This is a genomic window from Vibrio sp. K4, from assembly GCF_051122595.1.
GTDB classification, from domain to species: domain Bacteria; phylum Pseudomonadota; class Gammaproteobacteria; order Enterobacterales; family Vibrionaceae; genus Vibrio; species Vibrio owensii.
The window spans coordinates 14488-39117 of sequence record NZ_CP178579.1 but is presented as its reverse complement, the minus strand read 5'-3'; the positions used below and the strand labels follow the sequence as shown (position 1 = coordinate 39117).

At 45.8% G+C, this 24630-nt stretch carries 29 protein-coding genes; 19 read left to right on the top strand and 10 right to left on the bottom strand.

What is annotated here, in order from left to right; all coding sequences use genetic code 11:
- Window positions 1-150: 150 nt before the first annotated feature.
- The 4 genes from ACLIIY_RS28465 to ACLIIY_RS28450 form a co-directional block, all read right to left on the bottom strand.
- Window positions 151-375, bottom strand: a complete 225-nt coding sequence (locus ACLIIY_RS28465) for a hypothetical protein (protein ID WP_228076239.1) — start codon at window positions 373-375, stop codon at window positions 151-153.
- Window positions 375-569, bottom strand: a complete 195-nt coding sequence (locus ACLIIY_RS28460; protein WP_024699796.1) for a hypothetical protein — start codon at window positions 567-569, stop codon at window positions 375-377. Before ACLIIY_RS28460 ends, ACLIIY_RS28465 begins: the two co-directional genes overlap by 1 nt.
- Before the next feature lie 95 nt (window positions 570-664).
- A complete protein-coding gene (locus ACLIIY_RS28455) occupies window positions 665-985 on the bottom strand; it encodes a hypothetical protein (RefSeq protein ID WP_024699797.1) in 321 nt (106 codons plus the stop codon).
- Between the two features lie 16 nt (window positions 986-1001).
- Window positions 1002-1766, bottom strand: coding sequence for a ParA family protein (locus tag ACLIIY_RS28450; protein WP_031420234.1), 765 nt, complete (start codon window positions 1764-1766; stop codon window positions 1002-1004).
- 167 nt (window positions 1767-1933) lie between these two features.
- Between ACLIIY_RS28450 and ACLIIY_RS28445 the strand changes: the two genes are divergently transcribed.
- Window positions 1934-2116 carry a type II toxin-antitoxin system HicA family toxin gene (locus tag ACLIIY_RS28445; RefSeq protein ID WP_024699799.1) on the top strand — a complete coding sequence of 61 codons (183 nt, stop codon included), beginning with the start codon at window positions 1934-1936 and terminating at the stop codon, window positions 2114-2116.
- A 21-nt stretch (window positions 2117-2137) separates the two neighbouring features.
- Window positions 2138-2560: a type II toxin-antitoxin system HicB family antitoxin gene (locus ACLIIY_RS28440; protein WP_024699800.1), complete on the top strand. Its 423-nt coding sequence runs from the start codon at window positions 2138-2140 to the stop codon at window positions 2558-2560.
- Window positions 2561-2851: 291 nt separating this feature from the next.
- On the opposite strand, the gene ACLIIY_RS28435 is transcribed toward ACLIIY_RS28440, so the two are convergent.
- From ACLIIY_RS28435 to ACLIIY_RS28425, 3 genes are all read right to left on the bottom strand, one after another.
- Entirely contained in the window at window positions 2852-3280 is a 429-nt protein-coding gene (locus tag ACLIIY_RS28435) for a hypothetical protein (protein ID WP_434529551.1), read from the bottom strand.
- Window positions 3264-4436: a hypothetical protein gene (locus ACLIIY_RS28430; protein ID WP_434529550.1), complete on the bottom strand. Its 1173-nt coding sequence runs from the start codon at window positions 4434-4436 to the stop codon at window positions 3264-3266. Before ACLIIY_RS28430 ends, ACLIIY_RS28435 begins: the two co-directional genes overlap by 17 nt.
- Before the next feature lie 225 nt (window positions 4437-4661).
- A complete protein-coding gene (locus tag ACLIIY_RS28425; RefSeq protein WP_024700075.1) occupies window positions 4662-5309 on the bottom strand; it encodes a recombinase family protein in 648 nt (215 codons plus the stop codon).
- Window positions 5310-5486: 177 nt separating this feature from the next.
- Here ACLIIY_RS28425 and ACLIIY_RS28420 point away from each other — a divergent pair, with 177 nt between their 5' ends.
- The 3 genes from ACLIIY_RS28420 (at window position 5487) to ACLIIY_RS28410 (ending at window position 9928) form a co-directional block, all read left to right on the top strand.
- Window positions 5487-8513: a Tn3 family transposase gene (locus ACLIIY_RS28420; RefSeq protein ID WP_434529549.1), complete on the top strand. Its 3027-nt coding sequence runs from the start codon at window positions 5487-5489 to the stop codon at window positions 8511-8513.
- A 245-nt stretch (window positions 8514-8758) separates the two neighbouring features.
- Window positions 8759-9112, top strand: coding sequence for a hypothetical protein (locus ACLIIY_RS28415; protein ID WP_050914819.1), 354 nt, complete (start codon window positions 8759-8761; stop codon window positions 9110-9112).
- Window positions 9113-9349: 237 nt separating this feature from the next.
- On the top strand, window positions 9350-9928 hold the full coding sequence (locus ACLIIY_RS28410) for a hypothetical protein (protein WP_050914820.1): 579 nt from the start codon (window positions 9350-9352) through the stop codon (window positions 9926-9928).
- An 819-nt stretch (window positions 9929-10747) separates the two neighbouring features.
- Here the strand turns inward: ACLIIY_RS28410 and ACLIIY_RS28405 are convergent.
- The 3 genes from ACLIIY_RS28405 to ACLIIY_RS28395 all read right to left on the bottom strand — a co-directional run bounded on the left by ACLIIY_RS28405 (window position 10748) and on the right by ACLIIY_RS28395 (window position 14013).
- Complete coding sequence (locus ACLIIY_RS28405; RefSeq protein ID WP_050914821.1) at window positions 10748-11596, bottom strand: hypothetical protein; 849 nt, start codon at window positions 11594-11596, stop codon at window positions 10748-10750.
- A 1049-nt stretch (window positions 11597-12645) separates the two neighbouring features.
- On the bottom strand, window positions 12646-13566 hold the full coding sequence (locus ACLIIY_RS28400) for an IS5-like element ISVa2 family transposase (RefSeq protein ID WP_010446562.1): 921 nt from the start codon (window positions 13564-13566) through the stop codon (window positions 12646-12648).
- 210 nt (window positions 13567-13776) lie between these two features.
- Window positions 13777-14013, bottom strand: coding sequence for a helix-turn-helix domain-containing protein (locus ACLIIY_RS28395; protein ID WP_050914823.1), 237 nt, complete (start codon window positions 14011-14013; stop codon window positions 13777-13779).
- Window positions 14014-14052: 39 nt separating this feature from the next.
- On the opposite strand from ACLIIY_RS28395, the gene ACLIIY_RS28390 reads away from it, so the two are divergent.
- From ACLIIY_RS28390 to ACLIIY_RS28325, 14 genes are all read left to right on the top strand, one after another.
- Window positions 14053-14217, top strand: a complete 165-nt coding sequence (locus tag ACLIIY_RS28390; RefSeq protein ID WP_187299507.1) for a hypothetical protein — start codon at window positions 14053-14055, stop codon at window positions 14215-14217.
- Window positions 14218-14512: 295 nt separating this feature from the next.
- Window positions 14513-14704, top strand: coding sequence for a hypothetical protein (locus ACLIIY_RS28385; protein WP_139309237.1), 192 nt, complete (start codon window positions 14513-14515; stop codon window positions 14702-14704).
- Between the two features lie 130 nt (window positions 14705-14834).
- Window positions 14835-14987 (top strand): hypothetical protein, encoded by a 153-nt coding sequence (locus ACLIIY_RS28380; RefSeq protein ID WP_162998356.1) that lies wholly within the window; start codon window positions 14835-14837, stop codon window positions 14985-14987.
- 52 nt (window positions 14988-15039) lie between these two features.
- Entirely contained in the window at window positions 15040-15369 is a 330-nt protein-coding gene (locus ACLIIY_RS28375; protein ID WP_050914570.1) for a TrbC/VirB2 family protein, read from the top strand.
- Window positions 15370-15379: 10 nt separating this feature from the next.
- A complete protein-coding gene (trbD, locus tag ACLIIY_RS28370; RefSeq protein WP_017449280.1) occupies window positions 15380-15694 on the top strand; it encodes a conjugal transfer protein TrbD in 315 nt (104 codons plus the stop codon).
- A 40-nt stretch (window positions 15695-15734) separates the two neighbouring features.
- A complete protein-coding gene (locus ACLIIY_RS28365; RefSeq protein WP_434529548.1) occupies window positions 15735-18149 on the top strand; it encodes a conjugal transfer protein TrbE in 2415 nt (804 codons plus the stop codon).
- Window positions 18146-18904, top strand: coding sequence for a P-type conjugative transfer protein TrbJ (trbJ, locus tag ACLIIY_RS28360; protein WP_140352574.1), 759 nt, complete (start codon window positions 18146-18148; stop codon window positions 18902-18904). Before ACLIIY_RS28365 ends, trbJ begins: the two co-directional genes overlap by 4 nt.
- Window positions 18905-18914: 10 nt before the next feature.
- Window positions 18915-19862: a P-type conjugative transfer ATPase TrbB gene (gene trbB / locus ACLIIY_RS28355; protein ID WP_140352576.1), complete on the top strand. Its 948-nt coding sequence runs from the start codon at window positions 18915-18917 to the stop codon at window positions 19860-19862.
- Window positions 19859-21169, top strand: coding sequence for a P-type conjugative transfer protein TrbL (trbL, locus tag ACLIIY_RS28350; protein ID WP_086598053.1), 1311 nt, complete (start codon window positions 19859-19861; stop codon window positions 21167-21169). The genes trbB and trbL overlap by 4 nt, the downstream gene beginning before the upstream one ends.
- A 16-nt stretch (window positions 21170-21185) precedes the next feature.
- Complete coding sequence (locus tag ACLIIY_RS28345; RefSeq protein WP_086598054.1) at window positions 21186-21386, top strand: hypothetical protein; 201 nt, start codon at window positions 21186-21188, stop codon at window positions 21384-21386.
- Window positions 21387-21403: 17 nt separating this feature from the next.
- Window positions 21404-22078: a VirB8/TrbF family protein gene (locus tag ACLIIY_RS28340; RefSeq protein ID WP_086598055.1), complete on the top strand. Its 675-nt coding sequence runs from the start codon at window positions 21404-21406 to the stop codon at window positions 22076-22078.
- Between the two features lie 8 nt (window positions 22079-22086).
- Window positions 22087-22959, top strand: a complete 873-nt coding sequence (gene trbG, locus ACLIIY_RS28335; RefSeq protein WP_024700470.1) for a P-type conjugative transfer protein TrbG — start codon at window positions 22087-22089, stop codon at window positions 22957-22959.
- A complete protein-coding gene (locus ACLIIY_RS28330) occupies window positions 22959-23381 on the top strand; it encodes a hypothetical protein (RefSeq protein WP_017449288.1) in 423 nt (140 codons plus the stop codon). Before trbG ends, ACLIIY_RS28330 begins: the two co-directional genes overlap by 1 nt.
- Window positions 23374-24630 carry a TrbI/VirB10 family protein gene (locus ACLIIY_RS28325; RefSeq protein WP_434529547.1) on the top strand — a complete coding sequence of 419 codons (1257 nt, stop codon included), beginning with the start codon at window positions 23374-23376 and terminating at the stop codon, window positions 24628-24630. The genes ACLIIY_RS28330 and ACLIIY_RS28325 overlap by 8 nt, the downstream gene beginning before the upstream one ends.

Sequence of the window (24630 nt, the reverse complement as noted above, 5' to 3'; positions counted from 1 at the left end):
GTAGGATATTTTCCGTTTTCCAAGCGGACCCCATATAGAAGACGGGTGATTTTTGCCATTCTGTAGCAATCAGAGAATGGAGCCAGCAAAAATCACCCTAAATTTAGCTATTTAACGTAATAGGCATAATCTACCCCACAGATGTAAGCCCTATTTAGAAATGTCCTCTTTTCTCGCTAGCTCTGGAGAGTAACCAAAATCACAAGCGATACGAACGGCCATACTTGGCCGTCGTTTAAACGCTCGATCAAAATACTGCGTAAACAATCGAATGTATTCGTCATACGATGTGCCACTGTCCTTACTCGCTCGATCTGCAATATCTTCAATCTGACTTTGCCAGTGGTGGGGATTCATACGTTGCTCTCTCATCATCAATTTAACTCTGTAGTATTTGATGTGTGAGCGTTGAGATAGTTCTCGATAGATTTACGACTCACGAATGATCCAACAAAGGAGCGTTGGTGAGCGCCAAAAAATCCGTTGTCCATCATACGAACGAGGACACGCAGCTCATCATCACTGATGATTTCGTTTAGGGTGTGGTTAATGCTACAATTCACTTGCATCTTAATTTCCTATATTTTGAGGTGTTTGCCTCTCAGCGCAAGTTTGCCGACCTAGCTGAGAGGCTCTTATATGTATTACATGTGTAATACATATTTCATGGCATTTTATCAATTACCATAGCTAATTGATGATTTAGCTCAACAACCTCTTCTTCTGATAGATTGTTTTTATATTCAACTAGTGCCCGATATAGCTTAGCTGCTGATGATTTATGAGTAGTTAACAAATCTACTTCATCAACCCAGTCCCCAATAGCTTTCTTATCAGCTAAAGATACTCTCAATGTCAAAGGGGGGACTTTATATGACGTAGTCACTTTTTTCTTAACGGTAGTGATACCACCATCAATCTTAGTCTTATTGTCAGTTTTCAATGATATTGACGTTGACGCGCCTTTTTTTCGAAGTTTACTCACCTGTATTACCTATGTATTACATATCAATAATGAAGCTTGCTAGCTTTCGATAGTCATTGTTAACTAACGAACCTTGCTTATAGAAACGAACAGGGGATGATACCGCATTGGCTTGACCAACATGCTCTGAGCGTCGTATAGCGAATGGCAAAAGTTTGTCTTGGACAGTGTCCAACTCTTCATCAATAAATTCATTGATAACCGTGTTACGAACATCAACTTCATTTCTCAATATAAAATAATTAGCGTCTTCATCCTTAATTTCTGAAACAGCTTCAAGCAAAGGATTAATACCATCCAGAGAGAATGCCCCAGAATCTACAGGGATCAAGATGAGATTCGATGCTTGGATTGCATTGAGAGTTGTTAACGATAAATTTGGAGGGGTATCAAGGAGCACGTAATCATAAACATCATTTAGTTTTGCGAGCTGTTTTTCCAATATACGTTCACGATTAATTTTTGTTAGTGAAGTTTCTATAACCCTTGAGAGTTGAAAATCAGCGGGAACAATATCTAGATTTTCAATAACAGTATCGCCAACGCAAGTTGGACGAATAAGATCGATAATAGACACAACTTTAGGCTTATCAAACATAGCAGCAACAGTGACATTAAAATCAAACTCTCTTAGCCCTGTGAGAGTTTTAGAACAATTACCTTGTGGGTCTAGATCCATGACTAACACCTTATTTTTTCTAGCCAGTTCTGACGCTAGATTAACAAGGGTTGTTGTTTTACCTACTCCACCTTTTTGATTAGCTACACCAATAACTTTCATAATGACTCCATGTATTACATATGTAATACACAATAACACCCAGCAAGAACAACGTCAACACCAAAATATGTATTACACATGTAATACAGCTAAATACATCCCACTGTAGTTGAAATAATTGCACTATACACACTCGTGTGTATAATATTTGTTAGGTCGGAGGTAATATGAAATCTAAAGACCTAATAGATGAACTGCTCGCCGCAGGATGTGAGTTTGTAAGGCATGGGAAAGGAAGTCACCAGATCTGGAGATCTCCAATAACTGGAAAGAAATTTCCTGTACCACACCCGAAAGGCTCCTTACCAATAGGCACAGTACGTTCTATCAAAAAAGACGCGGGCATCTAGCCCGCGCACTTGGAGGTAACGATGTGGTTTACATTGGGTGTAGAAACACCAAAAGATAAAGATTCCTCTTACGGGATCGTCGTTCCAGCTCTTTGTAATGAGCATTATTCCTGCTATAGCGCATCAGATAGCAGTAAAGAGATAGCGGCACATTCAGCAGAAGCGATAGAAAGCATTTTAGAAGAAATGCTTGCCGATGGTTTTGATGTGTTAGGACTAGAAGACCAGGGAGCATTGATTTATAAAGAAGATCAAAGCTACAGTTTTTGTGATGTTTGGTTACAAATAGAAATTGACGTAAGCAAATACAGTGGTAAAAGCCAAAGAGTCAATATTTCTCTACCAGAATCACTACTAGCTGTGATCGACCGTAAAGTAGAGAATAGTGATCTCTATCGAGATCGAAGTCATTTCTTAGCTATCGCAGCCAGAAATGAGCTGTGATGGTTAAAGTACAATAGTTCCAAACATAATGGCGAAGTGTTAATGACATTTCGCCATTTTTTTATTTGTACAATGTGACGTTGTAACTATTAATTTCATGAGGAGCTGTGCGACGAATACTAGAACGCGCTCACGCAGTGAGTAAGAAGCGTCCTATCCGGGGTTTTGCGCCCATTTCAGCGAAAAGTCCAAAGTTGGCTCTCAGCCCTTTAGTTACAAGGGATTCCGAAGAGTAGTAGCGAATAAAAAGACTCCGAAGGAGCCTTTTTAAATTCAAACATTGTGACAAAATCATCGAGCTTTCACGTACATCAGATGTATTCCTGTTGGAGTGATTCTTGTTAAATCTCGGCTGTACACATACCCATATTTTTCTAACAAATCGATAGAGTGATATGTCCATCCAGCAGCAAATGCCACACCAGCTAACGCAAAATAAAGACTAATTTTATTGGCTAACTGCATCGCTCTTTGAGAGTAAAGTTCGCTAATTTTCTTTCCATATAACAGTGCTTTAGGAGTCATTATAAAAAAACAACCTAAGGCTCCTAAAAAACCAATAGGAACCCACAGAGTAATAACGGAAACTTGTACGACCTCAGCTCGGTTTAATAGATCAAGATAATCTCTATAAACTCCATAAGAGGGATACCCCCAACAGAGCAGTCCAAAAAAAAGAACAAAGACACCGGCCAAGCGTAATTTAATCTTGTGTGACATTTTCAAGTCTCCTTACAATTTCACTGGAAACTTTGTATTCCCCCCACGCCCATTCAATAAAGACATATGTCGCAGTCACAAAGAGCGCGCCAGCCAAAACAGGGCCTCCTAGGGCCGCAGTGGCAAACAATACAACCTCACCAACAGCAGTCTGAAGCATGAACTTGAACATGTCAGAGCCAACATTCCCAAACCAATTCACTAGGTGGTAATCATCTTTGAATACTAGGTCACTGGTAGCAATACTCGCAGATACTACAAACGTTAAAACCCCTGCACCTTTAAAGTTTGCAGCCCTAGATTTCGGGCTAAAACCAGTTTGCATTGCTTTAAATGAGTTCAGCGGGTATTTTTTTCCGTTCATGTTAATACGAGTGCCATTCACAAACGCATGTTTGAGTGCTTTCCCGTTCTGATCTGTCCCATTGAATGCGACAAAGATTTTTCCTCGACTCTCAACAAGATCCGCCTTAATGTTCATGTCCCCGAATTGCTTAGCAATAGACGCAGCGTCAAACATCGGCTCTGTGTGGTTGAACCATGATTTTGCTGTATTAATACTCGCAGCAAGAGCTGCAACGTCTTTACCAGAATCGAGCCAAACGTTATGCAATATCTTGTGCGCATCTTCTAAATCCGTGATAAGCACATGCTGCATGTTCTTAGCCATTTCGTCTTCCAGAGAACACTCTAAAGCAAGAGAATCACTTAATACTTTTTCAACCGTTTGAGTTTGGCTATATAACAAAGGCTCTGAGCTATAAGGGTCGTTAACTGGAGAATAGGGTTGAACGGAGGCTACCTCTGCACTTCGACCAGACGGCGCATGAGCGAGTTCGCTAGTAAACTGTTCAAGTATCCCCTTTGATACTTCACCCATCGGTTTTAACGGACGCTCAAGTGGATTAGCTAACCCATCTTCCGTAGGATTTAAACGACTACGGATCGCATCATTCATGTTCTTAAATGCCTTGATGCCTCTTGCTTCAAGCGCAAGCTGCTCCTGCTCTTTCTTTTGGTAAAAGGCATTTTGATCCTGTGTGTATGCTCTTTGAGCATCAAAAATAGTGGGATATGTAACTCTTTTGTAAACCAATGAATTCACAATAGGATCATGCCCTAAATGTTGCTGCATAGCGGTTTGGTCATAAAACATATCAACGGCTTGATCGAATGTGACGTGACACTTTTCCCAAAAAGCACTACCGCGCTGTGCGAATGGATAGTTTCGACCTCTCGGTGGAGGATTTCTGCTCATGATTTGCTCACATTGTCGAATAAAGAGCATGAAATCATAGCGATTTTTCTTGGTGCGTCATATTGGTCATATATTGAATAGGCAACTTCACTATCAAAACGCTCATTTTGGCAGTGACAAAAATCAATATGTCTTATCATCAATTAAACGTTCATGCTCTAACCTCTTTGCCACTCGAATGACCGTTCTGTCTGAGACATTGGTTAGCTTTGCAGTATCGCGAATACTCAATTTATTGATGACTCGCAACTGATAGATTTTTTCGTGGAGCTCGAGGTTTGGTTGTCTGCCACGATATTTCCCTTCCTCTTTGGCCTTTTTTATCCCCTCAGCCTGACGGCGACGCCGATCTTGGTAATCTTTGCGAGCGATGGCTGCCAACATGTCCATCATCATGCTGTTTATCGCTTTGATCATAGAGCTGGTAAATTCATCGGTGACTTGAGGAGATAGAGCGATATGACTGGTCGGTAAATCTAGGCTGATCACTTTTAATGCTTTCTTGCTCAGCATTTCTTTCAATGTGAACCAACTTTTTTCATCAAGACGTGAAAGGCGGTCAATCTGCTCAATGAGGATCGCATCACCAACAGCTGCATCATCAAGTAATCGTAGAAGTTCAGGCCTTTGCAAAGATGCGCCTGATTCATTCTCAATATACCAACCCGCCACACGGTAGCCTTTATCCTGAACAAAGCTTTGTAAGGTGTTCTGAGCACGTTTTGCATTTTGATCAGATGTTGATGCTCTTAGGTAGCCAAATATGTACATAATTCACTCGATATGACATTTACATGATGATCTTAATGATCATGTCATTTAGGTTATGACATAGCAGGGTTTAATGTCAAATTTAACCCGTGTCTTTTAGGTACACTCAAATTTCATGCAGGCACAGTTATCCCTATGTCGAGTCGTTCAATATTTATTAACACAAAATAAAAAACAATGAGAAAAGTTAAACCAAGTCGAATCCAAATATTAACGGAACAAGAAGTCCATGAACTTTACTCCCGTCCCGCATTTAATCAGAATGAGCGTGAAGAGTTTTTCTCGATAGACCCGAGTATCGAGAAAGCGCTATCAAACATGGGAAAGATTGAAACTAAAATTTATTTGATCCTCCTAATTGGCTATTTTCGAGCCAAGCCTGTTGTGCCGCAATTTAGATTGCGAGACGTGAAACAAGATGTTGATTACATTTACGCCACTCACTTCCCCAACAGAAAACCGAAATATCCCCTCATTGCTAAAAGCACACGAGCGACACTGATCTTGAAGATGCACGAACTACTCGGCTTCAAACGATTAACCAAATCAGCCGAGAAGGCGTTATTAGAAAGATTGCAAGATGTGGCTACGATATGTACCTATCCTAAATACATTTTTGATGAGAGCTTGGCTTTCTTCGGTCAACAGCGCATTGGCTTGGTTGGATATTCGACATTACAGAATATGATCACCACTGTCTTAGCAAATGAGCGACAGCGAACAGAGTCAATTCTTTCAAATCAAATGTCAGATACAACTCGAGCCCAACTTAAGAAAATACTACACACCAAGGGGCGGCTAAACCAACTATCAATACAAAAAGGCTCAGCTAAAGACTTTACTCCAGCAGAGCTTAATCGTGAAATAGAGGCACACAATACCATAAAGAGTGTTTATCAGGATGTGAAACGCCTCATCAGCGAGCTAAAGTTGTCACAAGGGAACTTGAACTATTACGCTTCTATTATCCGGCATCAATCTATTTACAAAATTCGTCGATTTCCTGAATGGCAGGGCCTGTTGTATATGGTGTGCTATTTATTCTTTCGCTACCAAGAAACGAATGACAAGTTAGTGACAGCCTTTCAGTATGCGACTCGAAAACAAAGAGAAGCCGCCTCCGCGGCAGCGAAGCAGCAAATAGCCGATGAATTAGAAGTGGTTAGGGACAAGCTAACCCATGCAGGCAGCATATTGAAGCTTTTCGTGGATGACTCAGTGAGTGATCAAGTCAATTTTGGTGATGTACGGCAAAATGCCTTCGACATCATGTCTAAAGATGAGCTACAGCTTATCAGTCAGCACCTACATCAAAAAAACTTCGACAAGCGTCAGTATGAATGGGAGTACATTGACACTCAGTACAGAAAAGTAGCGAAGACGATAAGACCTCTTTTTCTTGCTATTGATATTGAATGTGAGCCAGGGCAATCATTGCTTGCCTCTCAGTTGCAGGCGGCAAAATCAGAACTCCAAAAAGAAAAACACATTTGCACAGCAGATCAGAGGCTTATTCTTAAGCAAGATAAGGGGCACATCGTAGAAGCAGGCAGTGCTAATCCGCGGCGATTTGAATATTACTTGTACCAAAAAGTTTCACGAATGCTTGATAGCAATCATATTTTCATCAATGAAAGTGCAAAGAATAAGCGCCTAGAAGATGACTTAATCCCTATTTCTGAGTGGGAGCATAGAGAACATATTATTGTTAATACTGGGCTAGAAAAGTTAACGACTCCTATTGAGAAAACGCTTACCAATTTAACACAGACCTTACGTAAGAAAATGGAGGTGGTCAGCCGCAACATTAATGACGGTGCAAATGATTTTGTTGTCCATCAACCTAGATCAAATCAACTCACTTGGAAGCTTGCCAATAAGCGCTGGAAGGAGGAAGTAGATAATCCCGTCTACAGCCAACTCCAACATAAGGGGATCATCGAAATCATGGACTATGTCCATCAGAAAACGGGGTATCTCGATGCATTTAAGAATATAGCGACCAAAAAGCAAGGCAGTAAGGCAAGAGAAGAAGACTTATTGGCGTGTATTTTTGGTAATGGTTCCAATTATGGCTTACACCATATGTCGTCGATATCAGACCGAGCTATTGGGGTATTAAGATCAGTGAATGATGGGTATATCAGACCAGAAACCACCAGTAACGCAAATGATGTGATTTCCAATGCCTTGGCAAAGCTCCCAATATTCAGCTATTACACAATTAATGAATCTGCTCCGTTTGGTAGTATTGATGGTCAAAAACATGCTTGTCGTATAAACACATTTAAAGCGCGATTCTCTGCAAAGTACTTCCGTAAAGGAAAAGGTGTTTCGGCTCTCACACTAGTATCAAACCACGTACCAGTGAACACTAAAGTCATTTCAGCGAACGAGTATGAAGCGCATCATGCTTTTGACTTACTCTATAACAATACCAGTGATATAGACCCAAAAACTCTGGCCACCGACACTCATGGCGTCAATAACGTTAACTTTGCGATCCTTGACCTATTCGGATACCAGTTTGCTCCACGCTATGCCAAGTTTAAAAATGTCTTCCATGATCTGTTTGAGATTGATTACGGAGAAGCGTTCGTTTTGAGGCTGCGTAAGCCATTTAACACCTCCTTAATTAAGCGAGAATGGCATAATATTCAAAGGATTATCTGTTCACTAAGCCGTAAAACAACGACGCAGAGTACCATCATAACGAAACTATCTAATGGTAAACAGAATCAACGAACATTAGCGGCGCTTAGAGAATATGATCGGCTCATAAAGTGCCTCTACGTTTTGGATTATGTTGATGATTCAGAGCTTAGACACTTTGTTCAACAAGCTCTGAATCGCGGTGAGGCCTATCACCAATTGCGCCGAGCGATTGCTTCAATCAATGGAAATCAGTTTCGTGGTGGGGATGATTATCAGATAGAGCAATGGAATGACTGTGCGAGGATCATTGCGAACTGCATCATTTATTATAATTCGGCGTTGTTATCTAGCTTAATTGAAAAATTTGAGAAGGAAGGAAACCAAAAAGTCGTGGAGTTGATAGCCGGTCTTTCTCCCGTCGCTTGGCGTCATATCCAGCTTGCAGGGAATTACACATTTGGTCAAAAAAAGGACAATATAGTTTTAGAAAGATTACTTGAAAACTTAGCGCCACTAGGAGAAGAAGAGATGCTAGAAATGGTCGCGTAAAAACTCTATATGCTCTCAGCCATTGTAAATAAAGGGCTGAGAGCCAACTTTGGACTTTTCGCTGAAATGGGCGCAACTCCCCGTGTAGGAAAAATCCCAAAAGGGAAATTTATAAATCGATTTTTACATAAAGATGTTTATTAATTGTTCATTTTCAAAAACAATCATTCCGTATCACACAAGTGTATAAACAATATTTACGATAAAATATTGTTTATAGTTTAGTAACCAATGGAGAAAAGCAAATGGTATCAGCCAATTACTTATTAACTTACAGTATCAAAACAAGCAAATTCAGAATAACTCCACAAGAGAAAGAAGAAGCCCAGAAAAAAGCAAAAGCAGTTCGTGACGCGATCGCTGACATTGACCATCCTGATTGGGAAAAAGTTGAAGATGTCGAAACAACTTTTAAGGGTTCATTTTGGATGGAAACAATTAACCCATTAATGAAAAGGTTGAAGGCAGAAAAAATTGTCACAAACAAGTTTGAATCCATTTTAAGACAAGAAGATGCTTCACATTACTGGGTGTCTATAACATGCCAAATGATGGTAGAAGACGCAGGAAAAAGCTTTAGTTTTGTTGTTTACACATAGTGATATGTTTGCGAGTAAATATTGGTTCGGAAATAACTGTAAACACAATTACGTTTACAGCAACCTGTATACAGCCCACTGTAGTCAATTAATTGTAAACATCAAAAAATAACCATTGCTTTAACGCAACCTCTTTTTTGTCTATAATTCTTGGACTGTTAGGGTAGCTCCCGATGATTGGAAGAGTTCGCTAACTATTTGCAAACTCTTCACGAAAGAACCTAGAGCGAGACTTATATGCCTGTAATCATTAACGGTTACAACCTCCCAATAATGCCAGCGGGATATTCGGACGACTTCCTAGAGAGAACGAGTGAATTAATCACAAACGCTGAGACTAATGCTGGTCTAAAAATAAAGTTCTATCGCGAAAAGACAAATGCGTTTGCTTGTGTGATTAATGCAGACAAAAACGCAGAAGGTCGCCACGACGTGATCACTAAAATGGAATTCAATCAAGATCGTGATGGGTTAATACGAGTATCTAGGGTCTTCGAAAACGAACAATACCAACAAGTTGAATTAGTTGCGACTGAAATGAAACAACAAGGTTCTGGCATAGCTGTTGCGTTATACGAACTGTTGGTGCAGGCCAGTGGAATGAAAATAGTTTCAGATTTCGAACAAATGATCGGCGGTAAGGCAGTATGGAAAAAGCTAGCGACTAGAAATGTTGTAGACGTGCTTGTTTGGAATACTGGAACTGGCGAAAAGCACCCGTACAACGGTAATAATATTGACGACAACGAGATTTGGTCTTCCGATCCAGACAGAAGCATGGAAGTTATCCTTTTAAAGGCTAGAGCGAAAAATTAAAGATAAACACAACCAAACAGTGGGGTCGGCGTGGAATCCCATATTTAATGTTTGACTGTCTGAACAACCTCATAATGGCGAAGTGTTAATGACATTTCGCCATTTTTTACTTGCAAATGTGACATTGTAACTAATAATTTTCATGAGGAGCTACGCGACGAATACCAGAACGCGCTCACGCAGTGAGTAAGATGCGTCCTATCCACATCCTCAGAAGCGATTTGCATTCACGGTAGTATCCGGTACAAAAATTGCCCCTCGCCCTGCTAGACCCTGATTGGCGCTATTGGTGGAATTAAGCTCGGTCATTGAGTTGGGGTTCCACGAAATCATACGTATATGCTCGATAAGTTCCTGTCGAATGACAAAAGAAAGGTTCAGTGCAGCCAGCTAGTGCTTCTAATTTTTTTTAATGTTTTGACTTGATGCTGGCTGTTGGGGCCCGTCAAAAGCTTTCATAGTGGTTCATATTTTTGTTGTGGTTGATTAGCTTTTGATGGGAGGTATCACTGAGCGAAGCGATTATCTTTTCTTAAATATTTATCTTTATATTTATCTATATACAAAGTCTAGGTACTAAGTTTTCATAAGCACGGCATGTTAATCGGGGGTGTTCTTAGGGTAAATCCTTTTTCTATTCTCTTGCACTACCTTTTTAGTGGATAAATGAAAATCCGCATATGGCACGGAAAAACAAGGGAAATAAGGAGAACTATAAGACTGAGGAATGGCAACAAGAGTAGAAATTATGTGATATAGATCAATTTCCATGTTCTATAGACGTGCGAAATCCTCCGCTTGCGCGGATACGCTCAAAATTTAGTGAGGAGAAAAGGCAGGGGTAGGACTGAACGCTTGAAAAATGGAAGCGGTAGCCTCAGCATAGCTATCAAGTTTCTTACCGTTGTAGATCTCTTGGACTTTCTTAGCGATATCTCGGAACGACAACCACTTGAAACACAGTCCTTTGCTCTCCTGACGCTTACGAGTAGCCAAGATAAGCTCAACAATATTAGGATAACGCACAACCTTGAGATCTGAGAAGAAACGCTCAGTGAGCTGCTTGTAAGCTGGAGCGCTACGAACCGCACCTTCTTCTTCATCGACATTCACGTTAATACGTTCGCAATGCAGATAGCCAGCTCGACGTAAATACTTTAACGCTTTCGCAAACGACTTTGGTGCAATGTACTCACCAAAGCGCAAAGCGTAATCTTCCTGAACCTGATCCCAACTGATGGTTTTAATGCCCGCTTCGGTTGGTTCACCAATGCGGCCACCAATCAAATCTGTGTTAACCAGGATGCACGCCAGAACTCGCGCAATGTTTGCACGGCACTGGATGTTGTTCACACCATCACCGCCCCAAGCATATAGGGCTGCAAAACGCTTCTTGTTCGTGATCAACTCTTCACACGCTTTTAAGATACGTGCAAATTCTTGAGGCAAGGTTTCGACAATACCATCACGGCGTAAACGACGAGATCTAAACGCGATCAGAAAGGGGGTTTTAGGTTTTTTGGCATTTTCTGCGGCCACAACGGCCTTGTGTAGCTCAACCAATTCGTGTTTACGCGCCTTACGACGAGCACGATAGGCCGCTTCTGTCGCCGCTTTCTGAGCTTTTTGAGGGTTGTCTGAGAGACAATATTTTCTAGAGGTACGCATCAGACAAAACCTCAGCGTCTATTCTTCCCAAGAATTCCATACTTAAGTAGTGGGGGAGGGGAAGGTGCTGATCTGGTTGTCTGAAAAAATTAGATAAGGTCATTTTTAAGTTCCTACAGAATTTGGGAGTGTCGCGGATTGAGAGTCCGAACACATTCGTTTCAATGTAATCGAAACGATCAAAAAGATCAACTCTTTGATTTCGGGTACAAAAAAGCGCCCACTGTAGGATAGGCGCTTTTATTTGCGAATGCTATAACGTCAGGATCTCACCCCCAACACACTCTAATCTTCGAAAAATACACTACATAGAACGCTATGTAGCAGTGCTTTATGTAATGCACTCTTGAATCGAAGACTGATTGTTATTATACAAAACTTTTAACCATTGGCAACTGCTGACTAACTATGTTCAAAGGCACTAAAGAACCAAAAAAAACAGACATATCTCTACAATAAATCTCCTTCCTCAACTCAAATATATCAATTATGGATTTATCTAAGCGTTTGGATAATGTAAGCGTTATTACTAAAATAATTTTGCCAGAATGCACTCAACTAGAAGGCCAGTGTTTATTATTGTCTTATTTCTATGGAAGAAAAAAGGCGGCTGTATTGTTAGAGAGAGATTCAAATATGATTAAAGTATATTCCTACCGAGCGAGACGAAAGCTAAAAGATCGCAACCAAACAAACAATATAGAAGACTTAGTACTTTATCGACTGTGCGATAAAATCAATTATTGACATCTTACTTAATTAGTCATTTTTGAAAACCTGTGAATAATGCCCAAAAACAGTACCCCTCGTGGGGTACTGCTAACAATTACTTTTGTATACCCGTCATTCAACCTTTTTGATAAATTTAAAATCAACAAATGCGGTAAAAGTGCCAGGATTTTTCTGATGACAGTTAATTACACTAGTGAACTACATGAAAACATAACCCAAATTTGCCACCGCCGTGGAATGCAAAAAAAAGAAGTGCTGGCGGCGGCTTTGTTGCGTAATTCAGACGAGAAACCAAACCTCCTAAAGTTGAGCGACTGTTATACAATATACTGAGTTTCAGGCATACCAAGCCCTGTAAGTTTGTTCAGTGCTTTGATCATGGCGTAAGTCTCGCCAACCTGAGCGTTGTAATTTCTTAGACTTAATTTCCCACCTAGCAACTGTTTTACTCGGTACATTGCGGTCTCTGACAGAGAGCGCTTATGATAGCCATACCGCTTTTTCCACTTCTTGTTGGAGCCGTAGAGCTTCTGGCAACCTACCGCTAAGTTACGAGGATGCCCTTGTTCCCAGAAGGCTGCTCCTTCTCTTGGCGGGATGAGCGGAACAGCTCGCTTGATCCGTATGGCATCATGGCAATTCCTTGTGTCATAAGCGCCATCGCCTGATATCTCAATGATTTTACGACGTGTTTGCTTGAGTAAGTTGGGGAGCACTTCGGCATCAGTTACGTTAGATAAGCTCAGCTCTGCTGCGACTATTTCGTGGGTGCTTGTATCTACCGCGATATGCAGCTTACGCCAGACTCTTCGCTTCCCATCAGTTCCATGCTTCTTGACCTTCCATTCACCTTCGCCATAAACCTTGAGGCCAGTGGCATCAATGGCCAGATGTTGTATTGCTCCTCTGGTTTTGGTTTTAAATGAAACTTCAACTTCCTTAGCTCGGCGGCTTATACAGGTGTAGTGCGGGCAAACAAGCGGGATGTTAGCCAGCTTAAATACGGAGTCTAGAAAACCTTGCAGCGCTCTCAAGGGCATAGAGAAAACGCGTTTCACCATCAGTGCGGTAGTAATGGCTAAGTCGCTGAATCGGCGAGGTCTACCACGCTTGCCTTGTTTGTTTTGCTTCCACTCAGCTATCGCTTCCTCATCAATCCAAAAGGTCAGAGAACCACGGTTGATTAAGGATTTATTGTACTGCTTCCAGTTAGTTGTTTTGTAACGAGGTTTAGGCATGAGGCTACGACGATTGATGGGCGTAGCCGCTCAGATCGTAGTTTCTTGATTTAGTTCCATCGAATTACGCAACAAAGCCGCTGGCGGCTGTAAACATAAATGAAACTAAACGGGATTTTACAGTTACGGATCTATATAAAATAGCAAGTTTTCTCGGACTTCAGATACAAGAACTCCTTCAAAAAAACAATCTATAGAGCTTATTTTTTTTTACTCAAACGTGAAAAATGTAACGATATGGACTTCCAGTGCGTCAGCTAAGCGAGAGAGGGTAGAAAGGGTTGGGCTTTTTTCTCCTCTTTCCACTTTAGTGATATAACCTTCAGAAACACCGGACAACTCCGCTAAGACTTCTGCACTAAAGCCTCGGTTTTTTCTAATTGATCTAATTCTCGCCCCACATTTCTTATTTACTTCAACGAACACCTTGCCGTCTTCATCATGCATCAAAGCATCCCTTATACAATAAACAACGGATTTCCTAACATGAATCTTAATCCTAAATTAAACACAATCAACCGCCTGTCCACTCCTCCAATAAGCACTTTAGAGCTTAAAAATTACAAAAAAAACCACAAAAACAATATTGAATTAGTGACAAAAAATTTACCCACCATTAGAATAGGCTCTTTAGTGCCTATTTGTGGCTAATTTTTTAATGTTCTTTGAAGGCTCTGCACTGACACGCATTTCTTACTCATTGCGTTTCATCAACCTCCACCAATTCGTGCCAAGGCAGACCGTTCGCCGTTATCGAGCTCGTCGAGATGACGACATGATACGGACGTTAGAACGGCCGACGAAGAGGCCACGTCGCATCATTGCTGCGGAAAAAATGCTCTTCAATCACACCCATCCGCAAAGCGGCGGAGGCTGGGCGTTGTTCATAAGCCGGAACAACTCAACGTGCAGGCTTTTATCGATGGTTAAATGAAGAGCAATATTCATGACAGCTAAAGTTCGTTGCTTTAAAGCAAAGCATAAAAATCACAAGCTCTGTGCGAGAGCATTAAGAACCAAAACCGAGCGCGCGACATCCAGCTCACGGGACATGACGCCCGTCAAAACGATGGGGCTTCAATCGCCCGACGACGACACGCTCAATACGCTATTATCTTCGCTGTTCCCGCAGCAGTGATCCGCTTGTGCTTTCTCAGCAGAGAGCACAGCCGGATCTCTAAAGCCGATCATTACACCTTGCTTATTTAAGCAGCCCCATTGGGTCACACCAATGGGGCTTTTTTGTTTTCAGAAAAGAGGAATGCCCAATGAAAGCCAATGGCCGAATCAAAAACCTCAGCAAAAAAGAAGCTGAGCACGCTAAGCGGCAAGCCCACGCCCGTCGCCAACTCGAAATCATGCAAGAACTGCGTGCCCTAGGGCTCAATCCTTACCTTGACGCAAAACTTATCACGCAATAACGCAGCACTTTTTCTAAGAGTGCTGCGTTATTTCTATTTCTGGAGAAGTTGTATGTCTTTAATTCAAAAACTTAAGCGCTCTGGCGAGCGTCTGATATTAGGTGCCTCCGTTGGGCTGTATTCATTTGCAGCTAACGCATCGAGCACCGGCCTTCCTTGGGAATCCCCCTTAGAGCGCATTGTGGATTCGATCACCGGCCCCGTCGCTTTTGGTGCGTCTGCACTCGGTATTGTCGCTGGCAGTGTGGGGTTAATATTTGGTGGCGAGATGGATGGGTTTATACGCACCATCATGATGATAGGTTTGGTGGTCGCCGTTATCGTCGGCGCCGTTAACCTACTGACGATGCTCTTTGGCGTCTCTGGCGCCCTGGTGATGTAAGGAGGCATGGATGGATGACGATGATGAATTGCAGTTTACGCCGATTTATCCGTTCAACCGCGCCAATCTCTTCATGGGCGGTGACCGTTTTTTAGTCATGGGGGCAGGATGTCTTGCCCTGGTGTTGGTGGTTCTGCAAAACATTTACACCGCCGTTATCGGTGTGGTGCTATTTTTGGTGATGCTACTCATCACAAGACTCATGGCCAAAAACGACGCGCAGTTACGTCCGGTGTATCGCCGTTATGCAAAGTTTCAGCGTTATTACCCCGCAGCTGGCGTCAAGTATCTGCACAAACCGTCTCACTCTCTTCGCGCTCGCTAACCCGAGCGCTTTTTTTTGCTTCTATGAATAGGGTTTTACTATGTTATCCCTTAAATCTTACCGCGATAAAGCCGAGGGACTCCCCGATTTACTCAATTGGGCGGCCTTGGTCGATGACGGCGTCATGCTCGGTAAGGATGGCTCCTTTACCGCAGGGTGGCGCTTTACAGGCATGGACGTGGACACCGCCACCAATCTAGAGCGCAACGCCATGACCGCCCGTCTCAACCAAACGTTGTCCTCGTTAGGTTCTGGCTACATGCTCCATGTGGACACCATCCGCGAAATTGCCGACTCCTACCCCGACGCCGAGTCTTCGGCGTTTCCCCACCCCGTGATGCAAATGATGGACGACTCCAGACGGCTGTTCTTTGAGTCGCAAGGCGACAAGTTTGCGACCCGCTCGGTGCTGTTTATCACTTGGCGCCCAACCGCTAAGCGTTTATCCAAAGTTACCGATTTGCTTTTTGACCACGGTGACACCAAACGCGTGAGCTTAGCGCAGCGCAACCTGGCGCTGTTTAAAGAACGCATGTCCGAGCTGGAAAAAAGTTTCGCCAATGTGTTTTCTTCCATCACGCGCTTAAAGCTGGTTGAACGCGACGGCCAACCGTTCGATGAGCTGCTGTCGTATTTACGCTATTCCTTGACCGGACAATGGCATCCTGTTTCTGCGGCTTGCACTCCGTTGCCGCTAGACAGCTTATTAGGCAGCGTCGAGTGTTGGCCTGGCTTTCAGCCTAAAATTGGCGAGCAGTACACGAGCGTTATCAGTATTGATGGCTTCCCCGATTTCAGCCACCCCAACATGCTGCATCACTTAAGTTTGATGAACGTGGAGTTTCGCTGGAGCACACGTTTTATCTTCTTTGACAGTCGCGAAGCGCATCAATTGCTCGATAAAGAGCGCAAGAATTGGGACCAAAAAGTCACCTCATTTCGCGACAAGCTGTTAAAAAATCCCGAGCCCAAAGTGGATGAAGACGCGCTGGAGATGGTCACCCAATACCAAGCGGCCCAAAACGAAGTGTCCGCGGGGCGTCTTAACTATGGTCAGTACACCTCAACGTTTGTGCTGCGTCATGTTGATAGAGAAGTGTTGCAAGAAGTCACTGAGTTTGTCGTCAGTGTGCTCAATAACACCCTCGGCTTGACGTGCCGCGTAGAAAGCCTCAACGCCACCGAGGCGTTACTCGGCACTTTGCCCAGCGACTCGTTATACAACATACGCCGCCCACTGCTGAGCACGTTGAATCTGTGTCATCTGCTGCCCATTGCAAGCATTTGGACCGGAGAGGCGCACTGCCCTTGTCCATTTTATCCGGTGGCTTCCCCGCCGATGATGATGTGTACGGCTACGGGGAACACACCGTTTCGACTCAACCTGCATGTGGACGATGTGGGGCATACCTTAATCTTTGGTCCAACAGGGGCGGGAAAATCGACCTTACTGGCCATGCTGGTCGCGCAGATGCACCGCTACCACAATGCACGGGTGTTTGCCTTTGATAAAAAGTACTCGATGTTCGCCATGAGTCAGCTTGGCGGCTTGCACCTAGATATTGGTTCGGTCGGCTCACGGGAAGCGCCCGCCTTTGCGCCACTGGCGGATTTGGACAGCGATTTTGAATGGTGCTGTGAGTACATTGAGCAGCTTTTGGTGCTGCAAGGAGAAACCGTCACCCCCGAGATGCGGGAAAGCATTTTTAAAGCGCTCAGTGACATGCGCGGCTCGTCTCGCTTATCAATGACCGAGTTCTGCGCGCAAGTGCAAGACCAACGCATCAAAACCGCCGTGGGGTATTACACCATCAATGGCCGCGCAGGGGACTTACTAGATGCCGAAAGCAGTTCACTCACGTTTGCCGATTTTACCGTGTTTGAAATTGACCAACTGATGAAGCGCGGCGACCGTGATTTGGTACCGGTCCTGTCGTATCTGTTTCGCACCATTGAACGGCAACTTGATGGCAACCCGTCTTTTATCTTGATTGATGAAGGGTGGATTGCCCTCAAACATCCGGTATTTAAAGACATGTTAGTGGAATGGCTTAAAGAGCTGCGCAAACTCAATTGCCTGGTGTTGCTCGCCACTCAAGCGCTCAACGAAGCCATCAAATCGGGCATTTTGGATGTGTTGATGGAGTCGTGCCCAACGCAAATTTTCTTACCCAATCCCAAGGCGGGGCAGTTTGCCAAGACCTATCACCAGTTTGGTCTCAATGACAAACAAATCGACCTGCTCAAAAACGCCGTGCGCAAACGCGACTACTACGTCCACCAACCCACGGGGAGCCGCTTGGTGGACTTGTCTTTGGATAAGCTGGCACTGGCGTTTGTTGGCGCATCCGACAAAGAGAGTGTGAACACCATCCGTCAATTGGTCAGTGAGCATGGCGAAAACTGGTATCTGCCCTATCTGAAACAACAACACATCCTGGAGGACGACGAATGAAACGAACGTTAAGCGCACTGACCTTGTGCAGTGTGTTGGTCTCATTTGATTCATCGGCACTGTTTTGTGTCAACTGCGCCAGTTTCACCCAAATGATGACCTCCAACCTCAACCAAGCACAAAGTTACGTCGAAGAGGTGCAGCAAACGCTCAACTCGGTCAAGAACGTGCAATACCAAGTTCAAAACCTCAAAAACTTGAAGAACATGGAATGGGGCGACATTCAATCTCAGCTGCGCAATCTCAACACCATTGCGTCGCGCGGTCAGTCGATATCTTTCGCGATGGCCAACATGAATCAGCAATTTGAGCAGTTGTTTGGCGGCACCGAAGCCTATCAGGGCCAATCGATTAGCGACATGAACTCAGTGACTACGTATCAGCAGCAGGGCAATGCCCTACGGGATACGGCGCAAAGTTCACTGGCACTGGCGCAGCAAATGAGTCAATACCAGGTCGACGACCATCAAACGGTCGCGTCCATTCAGTCGCATGTGCAAGGCGCCGATGGTGCAATGGAAATCGCTCAGGCGAACGCGGAATTGCTCGCACAAGTGGCTCAGCAGCTTCAGAAACTGCAAACCCTGATGCAAACGCAAATCCAGATGAGCGCTACGCAAATGGCCGCGGACGCCGATACGGTGGAGCGCCAGCGCGTTGCCGAAGAGAAAATGCTCACCCAACCGCTCAATGTGGACCCAACCGATGGCAAGGACTGGTCACAAGAGTGGCAACATCCCAGCATGAAATGGTAAGGAGGTCGCGATGAACCGAGCTTTGCAAGGCATTCGCCATCATTTTTTACAAGCCGGGTTACTTGATTATTTAGAAGACCCTGATTTAACTGAAATCATGCTCAACCCTGACGGCAAGTTATGGATTGAGCGTCAAGGGGAAGCGATGACGCACGTGGGTGAAGTGACGCCCGAGGATGCAACGCGCATTCTTAATGCCGTCAGTGACTATCATCGTCAGACGGTCACGGCCACGCAGCCAATTTTGGAGTGTGAACTGCCCCTAGATGGCAGCCGCTTCGAAGGGCTTATTCCGCCTTTGGTGGAAAACCCAAGCTTTGTCATTCGTAAAAAGGCCACGCGCGTGTTTACCTTTGATGACTACATCAAGGCAGGAACGTTAAGCAGAGAAGCCGCTAATGTATTACGTCAGTTGATTGTTGATAAGCGCAACATCTTGGTCGCGGGGGGCACCGGCTCTGGCAAAACCACGTTCAGTAACGCGTTGTTGCATCAAATCTCAATGGTGGCACCGGATGAGCGCATGGTCATCATTGAAGACACCAATGAGCTGCAATGCAGCGCGCCCAATCATGTGATCAAGCGCACCAATGACAGCGCCAATGTCTCGATGCGCACCTTACTTCGCACCACACTGCGCTATCGCCCTGACCGCATCATCGTTGGGGAAGTACGCGGCGGCGAAGCACTGGATTTACTTAAAGCGTGGAACACGGGGCACCCGGGCGGCATCGCCACCATTCATGCCGATTCAGCCAAACAAGGACTCGCTAGGCTGGAACAATGCGTCAGTGAAGCGACCGCCACACCCAATCGCGCGATCATCGCCAGTGGCATCCATGCGGTGGTGTTTATGACTCGAACGCCAGAGGGCAAACGCGTCATTAAAGAGGTGATACAAGTGAACGGCCTCTCTGATACCGGTTACGACACCACCGCCATCTGGGAGGCACCATGAGAAAAGGGCTAGTCCTACTCACTTTCTTAAGCCATCCCGCCCTTGCTGCTGACAACAATAACGCCCTCGACACCATCCTCGACAAATTCAACGCCATTACCGCCACTTGGGAGCCCATTATTACCGACGCGGTAACCAACTTGTTTTGGTTGTTGGTGATTGCGAGCTTTACCTGGTCGGCCATCAAATTATGGCTGCATCAAAAAGGACTGGAGCACTTTATTGCGGAGCTGTTTGAGCGGGTGATGACCGTGGGTTTTTGTTGGTTTTTGGTCGTCAATGCCTCGCCGTTGGCGTGGACAGTGCTCAATTCGATGCAGGAAGTCGCCTCACGTCTATCAGGTAGTGACGCCAAACTTTCTCCCTCGAACATTGTGGAGTTGGGTTTAACCCTGGCACATCGAATATGGGAGTCCAGCGCAGGCTTTGATGCGGGGCAATTTGTCGTCATTGGGTTTAGTGGCTTGATTGTGCTCATTACACTGGCACTCATCGCGGCGCAACTGACCATTTTACTGATTGGTTCGTTCATCATCCTCAATGGCGGGGTGATTGTGATGGGCTTTCTCGGCAGTGAATGGACGCGAGACCACGGCATGAACTACTTCACCACCGTGCTTGGCATGTCAGTGCAAATCTTCATCATGCAGCTTTTGGTCATCATCGGTAATGAGACGTTTTTGAGCTTTATTAATAACCCAGGAGAGGGCTCAGCGGATTATCTGATGATGGTGGTGATGTCGGTGATTTACTACTCCCTCGTCAACACGGTGCCCGCCATAGCATCCAGCCTCGCCACGGGCCGCTTTGTGTTTAATGCGGCTGGCGCAGTGAACAGTGCCGCGGGGTTGTTGGGCGCAATGGCAGGTATTGGCATGGCAGCAGCATCGCTGGCGAAAGGCGGTGTAGGCAAGGCCGCGCAATTGGCGGGGAAAACCACCCCCGGGCAAAGGGCATCCAAAGGCTTTGACCAGCTGAAAAAATCCTCACCTGTGTTCAAAGGCGCGGTATCGGGAGGGAAAGCCATAGCCAGTAGCGCTGGTAAGTTAGGTAAGGCCACGCTTGGCGCTATGGCCTCCCAAAGTTCCGTTGGGCGAGCCTTTCGAGATTTATCTCAATCTCGCTCAGTGCCGAAAAACGCTCACCAACAGATGATGAAAGCGATGAAACAAGGGGGCGCCTCTTCTGCTATGTCTCATGGCGATGCCATCAAACAAGCCACCCAAGGCGTAAAAACCACCTCCAATCACGACGCGCTCAAAGCTCGCTTACAGCAACAACGCCAGCAAACGCGTATGAGAAAATAAATAAGGAATAGGCTTTATGCAAACTAAGCACCGCTGCGGTCGTTGCCGCACTAACATCCCAACTCATCAAACCTGGTGCGACGACTGTTATTACCCTGGCATCGATGATGATTACGCCGAATATCAAGCGCTGCTTGATGAAGGGTATTCCCGCATCATGGCTGCCACCATGAGCGGCTGGCAAGATCCCGTCGAAGCGGGAGCGTATGACGAATAACCAATTAAGGAAACATTATGTCTCATCCTGAGAGTCCATCGGACTACTCCATCTTGTATCAACGCGCCCGCGAAGAGTGGGACGAACGTTTGGGCAGCATCGTGAAACAAGCGCACAACTGGAAAATGTGCGCTTTTTTTTCGATGGCTGTCAGCGCCATTGCTGTAGGGAGCGCCGGCTACATCGGCGCCCAATCCAAAATTGAGCCTTATGTCATTGGCGTGAAAAACGGCGAAGAAGTGGTGGGCGTGGCCAGCGTTCAAAAGCTGCCGACCTCACAACTGGAAGCGCTTAAAGTGAACGATTTAGAGCGCTTTGTGGAAGACATTCGCAGCGTCTATCTGGACGTGGAAGTCGAAGACAAAGCGGTGCGCCGCGCCTACGCAAGACTCGTTCCCAACTCCCCTGCGCAAACGCAAATCTCACAGGCGTTCAAAGAAGAAAACCCGTTTGAGCGCGCCGCGCGGGAGTTGGTCAAAGTCGACATCAAGAGCACCTTGCCACTGTCAGACAACACCTGGCAAATGGAGTGGATCGAAACCATCACCGACCGTCAAGGCAACGTACTCGATACGCCACGCTTTAAAGCCACCATCACCACCCAAACCGTCCAACCCAAAAACAAAGCGGAGATGAACCAAAACCCGCTTGGCCTTTGGATTGCCACCTTCAACGACGTACAAATTAACTGAGGACGCTCATGAACGTAGTAAAGCCACTCTCTTTATGGGTGGGCATTGTCTTGACCAGCGGCGTCATGGCCGCGCCCGTGCCTCCTATCACTGGCAGTTCATTGATTGAAATGCCCCAAGCCTTAACGGCAAGTGAGCAAGCCGGACTCGACATCGCCAAACGCTGGATAAACGGCACCGATAAACCCATTCGTTCCCCCGATGGGGCGATCACTTACTTTTTTGGTCAATCCCTACCAAGCGTGGTGTGTGCGCCGCTCAAAACCTGTGACATTCAATTAGAGCCAGGAGAGCAAATCAGCAAAAACGGCTTAAACGCAGGGGACACCGTGCGTTGGGGGTTTACCCCAACCGTATCCGGTCAAGGCAGTGACGCCGTCACGCACATTTTGGTAAAACCCACCGACGTCAACATCGAAACCACGCTGCAAATTGCCACCAATCGCCGCTCGTACCTCATTAAGCTGACAGCGAAGCACAACGACTGGATGCCGATTGTGCGCTTTGATTACCCTGAAACGCTGCAAATCGCGATGGATTCGATGTATGAGCGCCAACAAACCGAGCAACACTCAAAGGAAATCGCCGATGGTTTGAACATCGATGACCTGGATTTTGACTACGACATTGAAGGCAACACGCGCTTTACGCCGGTTCGCGTCTACAACAACAGCGTCAAAACCATTTTAGAGATGCCGCGCAGCGTCGCGACGGGCAAACTGCCGTCACTCTTGGTCATTAACGCCGGACAGCGTGAGCTCATCAACTACCGTTATCGCAACGGGAAATTTGTGGTTGATGGCTTACCTGAGCAAATCGCGTTGTTACTCGGCGCGGGCAAACATCAACAAACCGTCCTGATCAAGCGTAAGGAGGGATGATGAGAACCCTATGGATAGCTCTTGCGCTTATAATAAGCGGCTGCGCCAGCTACGAGCCCGATCAATACGGCAACTACAATGACGTGACGCTCACGCCCAATGAGATGCACGCCATCAGTCAAGACATTGCCTCATTCCTTCGCCAGTCCGATGGCGCGCGTACCATCATTAACCTCAATAACGATGGCAGTACGTTTGCTAAAACGCTCATTGAAGAACTGCGCTTAGAAGGCATTGGGGTGGCACAAGGCAATGAGATGGATTACCTCAGCCTGAACTACCGCGTGGAACAACTCAACCCAAGGCAATTCTTTGTCTCCGCCAAACTCAGCGATGGCCGCAAACTGTCACGGATCTGGGTGCTCAGTAATAACCTGCTTATTCCACTGAAAACCCGGGCTTACGGGGTGGAATATGAGTAACTTCACCCTCAAGCTCAATCCGTTGTCCGGCGTCGAGTCGGTTCACATCAAAAAAGGCGTGAAGTGGACCGTCATTGGGCTGGGTGTGTTGGTTACCATCATCGTGATTGGCGTCATCATGCAAAAAGGCCAGCGCAATAAAGATAAAGCAAGCGCCCCGACGCCGACACAAATCAATACGTCCATGACCACCAAGCAAGCGGCGCTCGATTCGGTATTGGCGCAAAAGCCCGACACCCCCGCCCCGAAAGCGGTAGTGTCAACGCCCATTCCAACCGGCAACGCTACCCCTAGCGTGCCAACCGTAACGCCAGAGATGGCCGCGCAACAAAAGCAACGTATCGCGCAACTCGAAGCGAAACAGAAGTTGCTTAATGAGGCGATTTACTCAGGGATGAACGTGCGCATCGATGAGGCATCTTTACGTTCGTCATCCAGCTCAGAGCAATCGGACAGTGATGAACTACGGGATGCGGAGCTACGCCTCGCCCAAGCCAAAGCGGCATTGAGCAACCCAAACCAAGCAGCCTACAAGCAGAGCAATAGCACTGCTGGAGAGTTAACCGCCAGCACCTTAGACACCACGGGTGCCAGCCAAGCCAGTAAGGAAGCGTTTCTGGCCAAGGCCAATCAAGCCGGTTATCTCAACGCGCGGCGTGAGCTGCCCGCCAGTGAATACGAGCTCACCGTGGGCACGCTCATTCCAGCGACGCTCATCAGCGCGATGAACTCGGACATTCCAGGCAATGTGATTGCTCAAGTGAGTCAGAACGTTTACGACAGCGCCACCGGCGCGGCGATATTGATACCGCAAGGCACGCAGCTTTACGGCACCTATGACGCGCGCGTCGCGTATGGTCAGCGCCGTTTGCCCGTCACTTGGTCTCGGGTCAATTTCCCCGATGGCAGCAAACTCAACATTGGCAACATGGCGAGTATGGACGTCACTGGCATGAATGGCCTCACGGGTGACATCAATAACCATTATTGGCGCCTCTTCGGTCAAGCCACCTTGCTCGGCGGTATTTCAGGGATAAGCCAAGCCGCGGTCAGCGATGGTAACGACGATTCGCGCTCCACAGGTGAGTCCGTCGCCGATGGCGTCACGCAGCAATACGCCGAAACGGGCAACATACTCATTCGCAAAAACATGAACATTCAGCCAACCATCGAAATCGATAACGCTGAGCAGTTTTACATTATGGTGAGCCAAGACGTCATCTTGCCGCCTTACTCTTCCATTCGTTAG